Below are 9,336 nucleotides of genomic sequence, written 5' to 3'. Positions count from 1 at the left end.
TTAAATATACAAAAAAAAGTATTCAATAAGTCAATTTTTGGAACCGCCCTTAAGATATACTTCAACGTCAGTTTAGAGATAGTGAAGAAAGATTTTGAGAGTTACCTTAAGAAGAATCTTTTTAACAAAGATGACTATAATCTTACATCTTCTGAGGGGGAAATATTTGGATTAAGTGGATTTTTAAATGGCGCCAACGTTAAGAAACAATTTATGCTTCATAAGACTTCGCACTATGAGGTTAACAATAGAATATCACAGAAAACCGCACTAAATCTTTACAAGTTTGAAAGGTTACTATCTCATAAAAAACCTTATGACAAGCTTCCAAATCCATTGCCAATTTTTATTGATAAAGACGAACTGAACAAAGATATTGTGAGATTATACAACGATGAGCGGGTTTTACATTTCAGGGAGATTGTCAGAAGACTATTCGAGCAACATCAAACCGATCTTTCCGATTATTACCTCATTAACTGGAGAAATACAGCTGATGGTCCAATGATCTATGACTTTGATTTTGTCCCTCAATTCAGATATAAGCTATCAGGTTTTGAAATAAAAAATCCGATGGGTATAAAAGACTATCACGAACGCAAAATAGATCATATTTTTCAATTCGAATTGGATGTTGTGCGTACAATATTCAACAATGCCTTAGTTCTAAAAACGAAGAACGATGAAATAATGTTAAGATACTTTGATGATATTGACGCAAAGTATATGAGTGCAGCAACATATCAAAACATTCTCAAGTACAGAAAAAGTTTCTACGACTACATCTATAAATCAAGAACGCAAGCAATCACAGGTAAGATGTTTTATGATCTGATTATTTCAGCAATCCTTGACGATATAAAGCAAGATAAAGAATATAAAAAAACATATACTATTAAAGAGAAACTCAACATTCTCTTTTCATTAAACCACATTTTTGACACAAACAATAAAAACTTTAAAGGAGTTAATATGGCATCTAAAATTCCCGAATATCAGGAGCGAATGCGGAAACTCTTCAGCGATGAAAATTACCACATTGCTGAAGATGATGAATTTGCATTTGCTGCTGGACAACTAATATGCTTTATTTTAAAGCAAAGCGAATCGTATAAGAAAACCCACGCTTTACTCGAACCGTTCATCAATAAGAACGACCCTAAACAATTTCGATTAGTAATCGTTCGAGGAATTGATCAGTATAAACATAAATTCGAATGGTATGGGAGTTGTGGCAAGGGTCGATTTGAAAGACTTGCGGGAGAAATACTGGGATACGATTGTAAAACTCCAATCAAAGAACTTCTACCGGTCGTTCTATCTGGATATTTCTCTACACCGCTAATCTTTGAATCATTAAAATCATCTGAAACAAACTAAAGAAAGGAAGAATTACTATGTCAACTACAGAATTTAAAAATCGTGTGTTCGGTTGCGTTATTCTAAAATCGATCAACTCCAATTTTAATGCAGATTTCACACATCACCCACGTACACTACCCGATGGTGTTGTTTATTCAACTGATAAAGCATTGAAGTATGCAGTGAAGGATTATTTTAGGAAACATCTCAATGATAATAGGCTTTTTTATGTGAAGAGATTCGATGATAAGATGAATCCCAAGACACTTAATGAAACTTACAAAGATATATTTGGAAATTACCCCAAGGCACCCATTGAAAAGTACTCTCTCTTCTTCTTCGATGGTGAAACTGTTACTGGTGTTCTGCCAGAAAAACCAAAGAAGAAGCAAGTAACAGATTTCTTCAAATCCTTGGAGGAAGATTCACCGTTGAAGAAGTATTCGGCGTCAATAGCAAAACTGACATCAAAAGATGTTGCTTATGCAAAGGAGTCGGAAGTTAACACTGAAGGTTTAGAAAGTGAATGCTATTTTCATCTTAACAAGAATAAGCAAATAATGAAGATCGAGGGAGATCTTGAAGAACTAAAAGAATTATCTGAAAAGTTGGATTTGGATCTCACGGGTGGTGTAAACAAATTTGAAGTCCTAGGTAAACTTTTAACCTGCTGCGACATCAGGCTCTTCGGTGCAACCTATGCCGACGGAATTGGCAAGGTCAACATCTCCATTCACGGACCAGTACAAATCAATCACGGTGTGAATCGGTATATGGACACACAAGGGAATGTGATGAATGAAATTTACACAGAGGATATTCTTTCACCGTTTACAACAGATAAAACTAAGCAGATGTCCACAATCGGAAACCAGACCAACTTGAAGGAAGGTCATTACGTGTTCCATTTCTCTATTAATCCCAAAAACACAGAAGAACTTTACAAAAAAGTGAATGACAATTCACTGTTCTTGTCTAATGAGGATATCCAAAAGCTCAAAGAAGCATTCAATAACTCTGTGACAGCATTAGATTCTTCAAGAAAAATCGGCACTGAAAACGAAGCAACAGTTTTTGTACAATTGATTGATGGTTCAAAAAAAATGTTGCCGAGCTTCACTGAGTTGGTAAATATAAAGCGCAATGGAGAAAAGGTAGAGATTGATTGTTCCTTAGTACATCAAAGTCTTCAAAAGATTGATGCTGATGTCATGAACGTGGAAGTCTATTACAATCCGATCAACACTGTGTTAATAGGCTTGGATAAAGTCGGAAAGATTAAACATTTCAATATTCTTAACAACGAGGAAATAAAATAATGGATGCGAAACTCATATCTGTTGATCTTTGGGCACAGTTTGGGTTTCTGAAAAAACCGGATACGAACGAAGGCATTTATCTTACGTATAATTGTCTTCACAAACCGGCATTGCTTGGAATACTTGGAGCGATTGTGGGCTTGGGTGGTTATGCACAATGGTATTCGGAAAAAAAGGATTTATTCCCTGATTATTATCAGAAACTAAAACGCCTTAAAATTGGTATCCAACCGTTGGATTCGGCAAAAGGCAATTTCCAGAAGACAGTCATCACTTACAACAATAGTGTTGGTTATGCAAACCTTGATGGTGGCACTCTCATTGTGAGTGAACAAACATTGTTAAAGCCGGCATACCGGATCTTTCTACTGCTGAACGTCAAAGAAGAAATCGAAGCACAATTATATAATAACATGATGATGGGCGAATCGGTATATATACCTTATCTCGGTAAAAACGATTTCCAACTGTGGTGGGAGAATACTACCGAATATGACTACGAGGTGAGTCATAAGCCAAAAGCTAATTATCAAATAGAAACGATCTTTCTAAAGAAAGAAGGGACCGCTATAAAAGATTCAAAAGAGGATCCCCGTGCTGGAATATTTGATTTCAGCGAGCTAAGTGTAGATAGTTTTATTTATTTCGAAAACCTTCCGCTTGAATTCGATGCGTATACTAAACATTACCGGAAATATAGTTTTGCTTTTTCTAACTGGAAGCTAATCAAGGAATATGCGTTGGAAAATCTATTCTTATTAAAGCAGTCTGGTAAAATAGTACAATTGATTTAGTAAATGCATGGTAACTTTCAGTGAAATACGTAATCGTGAAGAATGCGATGTTTCGAATATACTTAAAGATGCAAACAAGTATTATGCTCATTGGAACGATAATCAGAAGGAAACTCTAAGAGACCATACGAATTTGACTGTTGATTATTTCCTACGTTTGTGCGAAGTAAACGGTCTTGAACCAATAATTGACCAGATGGTGGCTGAGATATGCAAAGCCAATTTAGATTCATACATGGAGAATAGCGTGTCTTTTCTCAAATCGCTTTTCATTAAGTCAATTTTATATCACGATTTGGGGAAAATGAACGAGAATTTCCAGATTGTGAAAATGGAAAACGAGCAATTCAATCGAGTGAAAAATGGAATTGGTTCAGATCATTCGTTCTTGAGCGCATACTTATTCATTGCTACCGCTTTTAAAGAATTGGAGGAATCTTCTTTCTGTCAGTCCGATAAGGCACTTCTTTTCTTGCTTGTTTTTCTATTTGCTCATCCGATTGTGAAACACCATGGAGAAATATCCAATCCCGAGAAAGTGGAATTCGAAGAAGATATGATTGCTTCTTTATCAGGGTATTTGAATTTGCTTAACACGACAGATGGTGTCAACGGGGATCATTTTAAAAACATTCTTGAAAAGAAAGATCAAGTATTCGGATTGCTGAATAATACAAAATCATTCTTCCATCTCTACACACTTATAAAACTCAATTCATCGTTGTTGACCGCATCAGATTACTACGCGACTAATGAGTTTATGCTTAAAATAAAATGCGATGACTTTGGAATTATAGACGACGAGTTACGGAAGAAATTATATGAAGGTGTCTATAGTATTTCATATAATCATGACCTACTTGAAAAAAAGGATAATTACAAAAGAGAGTCATTTGAGAATCTTCAATCTATATCAAACGAGAATCTGAATGTTTTGAGACAAAAATTATCGTGTGAAGTATTGTCTAATCTTGAACGAAATAAAACCAAGCGACTTTTTTACATTGAAGCACCCACGGGTTCGGGAAAAACCAATCTCTCTGTCCTATGTTTGGCTGAACTCCTAAAATCACGGAAGGATGCGACAAAAGTATTTTATGTATTCCCTTTTACAACCCTGATCACTCAAACAGCTAAATTCATCCGGGAGAATTTGCGTCTTGAGCAGGATGAACTTGCAGAGATTCATTCGAAAGCACCGTATCACGACAACAGAGACGGTGAAGACTATGGGACGAAAAGGAAGAACTATCTAGATAATCTTTTTGTGAATTATCCAATCAGTCTAATTTCTCACATCAGGTTTTTCGATATTCTTACTTCAAACGAGAAGGAGGTAAACTATCTACTCCATCGTGTTGCAAATTCAATCGTCATCATCGATGAAATACAATCGTATACACCATCCGAGTGGGATAAAATAAATTATTTGTTGAATTCTTATTCGGAATCGTTTAACATTACTTTCATTGTAATGTCTGCCACGCTGCCGAAGATTAGCAAGCTGCTTTTAAATAAAGATGGAGAACAGAAAGACAACTTCGTGTATCTTGTGGAAAACAAAGACAATTATTTCCAGAATCCAAATTTCAGGAACAGGGTTGTCTTTAACTTCGACTACATTAATTCAGATGAATATTCATCAGAGAATCTTTTATCTATTATTTACGAACATTCAGAAGCATACTACAAAAAGGAAAAACGAGTTAAAGCAATTGTCGAGTTTGTTACAAAAATATCGGCTCAAGATTTCTATGAAAAGCTAAATGCTGATTCGAGGTTTTTAGAATATAAGAAATTTATCGTGTCAGGAACTGTTCTGGAACCGAGGAGGAAAGAAATCATTGATTATCTGAAATCGGATGAAAGTAATTTCGGAAAAATTGTTGTTGCATGTACGCAGGTTGTAGAGGCGGGCTTAGATATTGACATGGATATTGGCTTCAAAGACAAATCAATTGTCGATGCTGAGGAACAACTTGCTGGTAGAATAAATAGGAACGCATCCAAAAAGAATGCTGAGCTTGTTTTATTTAACTCAAGAGATAGTTTAAAAACATACAAATCCGATCTACGACATAAACAGCATATAGATCTTGAATCGTACAAAAATATACTTATTAAGAAAGACTTTGATTCGTTTTACGACAAAGTCTTTGAGAATATCAATCGGGACAATAAAGATCAAAACATGGTTGGTAACCTCTCAGATTTTCAAAACCAAATTAAAAGATTAGATTTTCAAGAAGTGCACAAACAGTTTGAACTGATAAAAGGTAGCACGGTGAGCATTTTCGTACCTTTGGCAATTGGTACTTGTCATTTTAGTGAGGGTGAGTTGAGATTTTTGCAATCAGCGAAAGTTATTGGGGAAGGTGAAAATAAAGTAGGTGGTGAAAGGGTGTGGGAACTGTACATATCTGTAATCGAAAACAGAGATATTGATTTTATCAGCAAGAAAATAGACTTGAAAATTCTGTCGCCTATTCTTGCAAAGTTTTCATTCAGTGTCTGGAATAACAAAAATCAGTTTGGACTGCTGAAGCATTATTCAGATGGCAACGAATTTAAGTATGGCTTCCTGTATTTACAGTACTATGTTGGTATTTATTCTTATGAGGATGGATTGAAAAGAGACATTGAAACTGATTGCAACTTTCTCTAATGCAAATCACTGGCACGCATATCAACTATTACTACGTCTGCAAACGTGAGCTTTGGTATTTCTCTCACAATATCCAGATGGAGCACACCTCCGACCTCGTTTATATCGGCAAAGTCATCGATGAAAACGCTTATGCTCGGGAAGAAAAAGGCATCGACATCGACGGTGTTATCAACATCGATTGGATCGATACAAAGACGGGTATCATCCATGAAGTGAAGAAGAGCGACTCGGTCGAGAAAGCTCACGAAATGCAGGTGCTGTATTATCTGTGGTATTTGAAACAGAAAGGCGTCGGTGTAGCCAAGAACGAAGGTTACCTTCAGCAAAGAAAAAACTTTAAAGAAGGTGACCTTCTGCTCTCGGGAGAAGGAAACCTTCTGCGTGGCGAGATTGATTACCCCAAACTAAAGCAGAAAACAAACGTAGTTTTAACTGATGAGAAGGAGAAAGAATTGTTAAAAGCTATAGAAGATATTGAGCGGATTATCGGCTCAGAGAATCCCCCAGAACGGATCAATAAAAAATTTTGCAGAACGTGCAGCTATTTTGAATTATGCTGGGTCGATTAGAAGGTTTCCTTCAAGTCGATCGAAACCGAGAAGAAGGAAACCTTCTATCCTGATTAAACATGGAACGAAAAGAAAAAATACACGATAATCAACTCTACCACATCTACAACCGTGGGAATAACAAGCAAGCAATATTTATGTGCCACGAGGATTATACATTTTTTCTAAAAAGACTCAAAGAATATTCAAAAAGATATTCTGTAAACACGTTGATATATTGTCTGATGCCTAACCATTATCATTTAATTTTAAGTCAGAATACTGGCGGTAATTTGCCTCAAATGATGGACACGCTCGCAACATCGGTGGCTAAACGATTTAACTTGAAGTATAAACACGTTGGACACTTATTCCAGGGACCTTATAAATATAAATCGATAGAATCCGACCAAGATTTTGTGGAAGTTGCTTGTTATATACATCTTAACCCTGTTATTGCTGGTTTAGCTGAAAACCCTCACGACTGGCAGTACTCGAATTACGCCGAGTTAGAAAGTTGGCTTAAACAAATTTCCGAAATTAATTTGCACCAAATTCTGCTCAGTTTTAACAAAGTCTTTAAAGGCAACCCGATCGATTACATCAGCTATGTAGAGAAAAGCCGAACAAAAGGTTTCCTTCGCCAAGATATTGACGAAGCAGAAGGAAACCTTTAACCATGAAACGACCATACTACATAATGACATCAGGAAGGCTTCGAAGAAAACAAAACACAATCTACTTTGAGCCGGTGCTTGAAGAAAAGCAAGACGACGGCAGCACCATAACTTATGACGCCGACCCAGCAATCGACGAAGAAACTTTAGCAGGATTCACAGAAGAAACCGAAGCCGACCCGCAAACCGGACGGGTGAAACGTAAACCAATTCCCGTAGAAGACATCGAAGCATTTTACTGTTTTGGTGAAATGGATTTCAATACGCGCTTCTTTAACTTCCTTGCAACACAGAAGATTCCACTTCATATATTCAATTACTATGGGCACTATGGCGGCAGTTACTTCCCTCGCGATTACTTGCCTTCGGGTTTTACTATAGTTGAGCAAGTGCGTGCATATTTAGATACTCAGCGCCGGCTTGTAATAGCACGTGAAATTATCGATGCGGCATCGTTCAACATCCTTAAAAATTTACAATATTACAGCAAACCATCGCAGGGGGAAAAGCAAATCGATTTTGGACACACAATTTCTGATATTGAGAATTTGCGCGCATCTATATCGTCTGCAAATACAACTCAAGAACTAATGGGTGTTGAAGGCAACATCCGCGACCGTTATTATAAATGCTGGGGCGAAATAGTCGGTCAAGAATATTCACTCGATAAACGGGTTAAGCATCCCCCCGATAACGCAATTAATGCTTTAGTATCTTTTGCGAATAGTTTAATCTATACAACTGTGCTGAGCGAAATTTATCATACTCACCTAAATCCGACAATAAGCTTTTTACACGGACCCGGCGAGCGCCGATATTCGCTGGCACTCGATCTAGCCGAAATTTTTAAACCGATAATTGCCGATAAAATGATATTCAAGCTCTTGAACAATAAACAGATACAGGAGAAACATTTTCGTAAAGAATTGAACTTCTGTTATTTAGAAGAATCAGGACGAAAAATCGTTTTACAAGAATACGATGAACGTTTGAAAACCACAATCAAGCATCGAAGCTTGAACAGAAATGTGAGCTACCGACATTTGATTAGATTAGAAGCCTATAAATTAGTCCGCCACATAACGAGTAAAGACGAATACAAAGCATTCAGAGCGTGGTGGTGATATGTACGTAATAATAGTTTATGATATAGAAGAAAAACGAGTAGCTAAAGTTTGCAAATATCTTAGGCAATACTTACATTGGGTTCAGAACAGTGTATTTGAAGGCGAATTGACCGACGGAAAATTTGCCGAATTACAGGCGGGTCTTCGTAAGCGAATAAAGCCCGATAAGGACTCGGTATTGTTTTACAAGATGCGGGCAGAATATGATTTTGAGAAAGAGACTATGGGCGTTGAAAAAGCTGGAATAGAGACAATTTTATAAAATGTCGTCAGCCCCCTATGGTTTTTACATTATTGTAGGTTGACGATAAAGAGAGTAGTAAGAGTGCCGAAAGGCATATTTTTTATGCGTTTTTTTACGGGTTTGAATCGGACTAAAGTAGAATTGAAATATGGAGGTCGTTCCTGCCGTAATCATCCCCATATTGGTTTGAATCGGACTAAAGTAGAATTGAAATTAATACAGCTGTATTAGGTGGGACATTACATACTCCGTTTGAATCGGACTAAAGTAGAATTGAAATATGGTAAGGTTAAGTCCTGCAAGAGGAGCTGATACAGTTTGAATCGGACTAAAGTAGAATTGAAATTTACTCGTTTAGGATAGGGGGCGCTTTCGCTTGGCAGTTTGAATCGGACTAAAGTAGAATTGAAATGGAAGAAAGCCTCCTGTTGAATGATACCGGATACCCGTTTGAATCGGACTAAAGTAGAATTGAAATGGCAAATACCTTTATCCTAATCATTGGAGCAGGAAGGTTTGAATCGGACTAAAGTAGAATTGAAATATAGGGCAGTTCCAAAAATTCAAATATAAGTTTAGTGTTATAGATTTTATCGT

8 protein-coding genes and 1 CRISPR repeat array are annotated in these 9,336 nt (G+C 36.7%); all 8 genes read left to right on the top strand.

Annotation, left to right across the window (positions count from 1 at the left end; genetic code table 11):
* On the top strand, window positions 1-1,380 hold a 1,380-nt coding region (locus tag QME58_13275), incomplete at its 5' end, for a hypothetical protein (protein MDI6804788.1).
* Between the two features lie 17 nt (window positions 1,381-1,397).
* Window positions 1,398-2,681 (top strand): type I CRISPR-associated protein Cas7, encoded by a 1,284-nt coding sequence (locus tag QME58_13270; protein ID MDI6804787.1) that lies wholly within the window; start codon window positions 1,398-1,400, stop codon window positions 2,679-2,681.
* A complete protein-coding gene (gene cas5b / locus QME58_13265) occupies window positions 2,681-3,475 on the top strand; it encodes a type I-B CRISPR-associated protein Cas5b (protein ID MDI6804786.1) in 795 nt (264 codons plus the stop codon). Before QME58_13270 ends, cas5b begins: the two co-directional genes overlap by 1 nt.
* Before the next feature lie 7 nt (window positions 3,476-3,482).
* Window positions 3,483-6,140 carry a CRISPR-associated helicase Cas3' gene (gene cas3 / locus QME58_13260; GenBank protein ID MDI6804785.1) on the top strand — a complete coding sequence of 886 codons (2,658 nt, stop codon included), beginning with the start codon at window positions 3,483-3,485 and terminating at the stop codon, window positions 6,138-6,140.
* A complete protein-coding gene (locus tag QME58_13255; GenBank protein MDI6804784.1) occupies window positions 6,140-6,712 on the top strand; it encodes a CRISPR-associated protein Cas4 in 573 nt (190 codons plus the stop codon). Before cas3 ends, QME58_13255 begins: the two co-directional genes overlap by 1 nt.
* 59 nt (window positions 6,713-6,771) lie before the next feature.
* Window positions 6,772-7,368 (top strand): transposase, encoded by a 597-nt coding sequence (locus QME58_13250; protein MDI6804783.1) that lies wholly within the window; start codon window positions 6,772-6,774, stop codon window positions 7,366-7,368.
* Window positions 7,369-7,370: 2 nt separating this feature from the next.
* Window positions 7,371-8,492 carry a type I-B CRISPR-associated endonuclease Cas1b gene (gene cas1b, locus QME58_13245; protein ID MDI6804782.1) on the top strand — a complete coding sequence of 374 codons (1,122 nt, stop codon included), beginning with the start codon at window positions 7,371-7,373 and terminating at the stop codon, window positions 8,490-8,492.
* A 1-nt stretch (window position 8,493) separates the two neighbouring features.
* Window positions 8,494-8,757: a CRISPR-associated endonuclease Cas2 gene (cas2, locus tag QME58_13240; protein ID MDI6804781.1), complete on the top strand. Its 264-nt coding sequence runs from the start codon at window positions 8,494-8,496 to the stop codon at window positions 8,755-8,757.
* 100 nt (window positions 8,758-8,857) lie between these two features.
* Window positions 8,858-9,283: a CRISPR direct-repeat array (repeat unit 30 nt; unit sequence GTTTGAATCGGACTAAAGTAGAATTGAAAT).
* Between the last annotated feature and the right edge of the window lie 53 nt (window positions 9,284-9,336).

The organism is Bacteroidota bacterium, from assembly GCA_030017895.1.
GTDB lineage: Bacteria > Bacteroidota > Ignavibacteria > UBA10030 > BY39 > JASEGV01.
Note: the sequence above shows the minus strand (reverse complement) of the source record. Positions and strands in the feature narration are given on the sequence as shown.

Excerpts from the sequence above, each read along its gene's own strand:
- QME58_13270 (MDI6804787.1), top strand. The coding sequence starts at position 1,398 with ATGTCAACTACAGAATTTAAAAATCGTGTGTTCGGTTGCGTTATTCTA.
- cas5b (MDI6804786.1), top strand. The coding sequence starts at position 2,681 with ATGGATGCGAAACTCATATCTGTTGATCTTTGGGCACAGTTTGGGTTT.
- cas3 (MDI6804785.1), top strand. The coding sequence starts at position 3,483 with ATGGTAACTTTCAGTGAAATACGTAATCGTGAAGAATGCGATGTTTCG.
- QME58_13255 (MDI6804784.1), top strand. The coding sequence starts at position 6,140 with ATGCAAATCACTGGCACGCATATCAACTATTACTACGTCTGCAAACGT.
- QME58_13250 (MDI6804783.1), top strand. The coding sequence starts at position 6,772 with ATGGAACGAAAAGAAAAAATACACGATAATCAACTCTACCACATCTAC.
- cas1b (MDI6804782.1), top strand. The coding sequence starts at position 7,371 with ATGAAACGACCATACTACATAATGACATCAGGAAGGCTTCGAAGAAAA.
- cas2 (MDI6804781.1), top strand. The coding sequence starts at position 8,494 with ATGTACGTAATAATAGTTTATGATATAGAAGAAAAACGAGTAGCTAAA.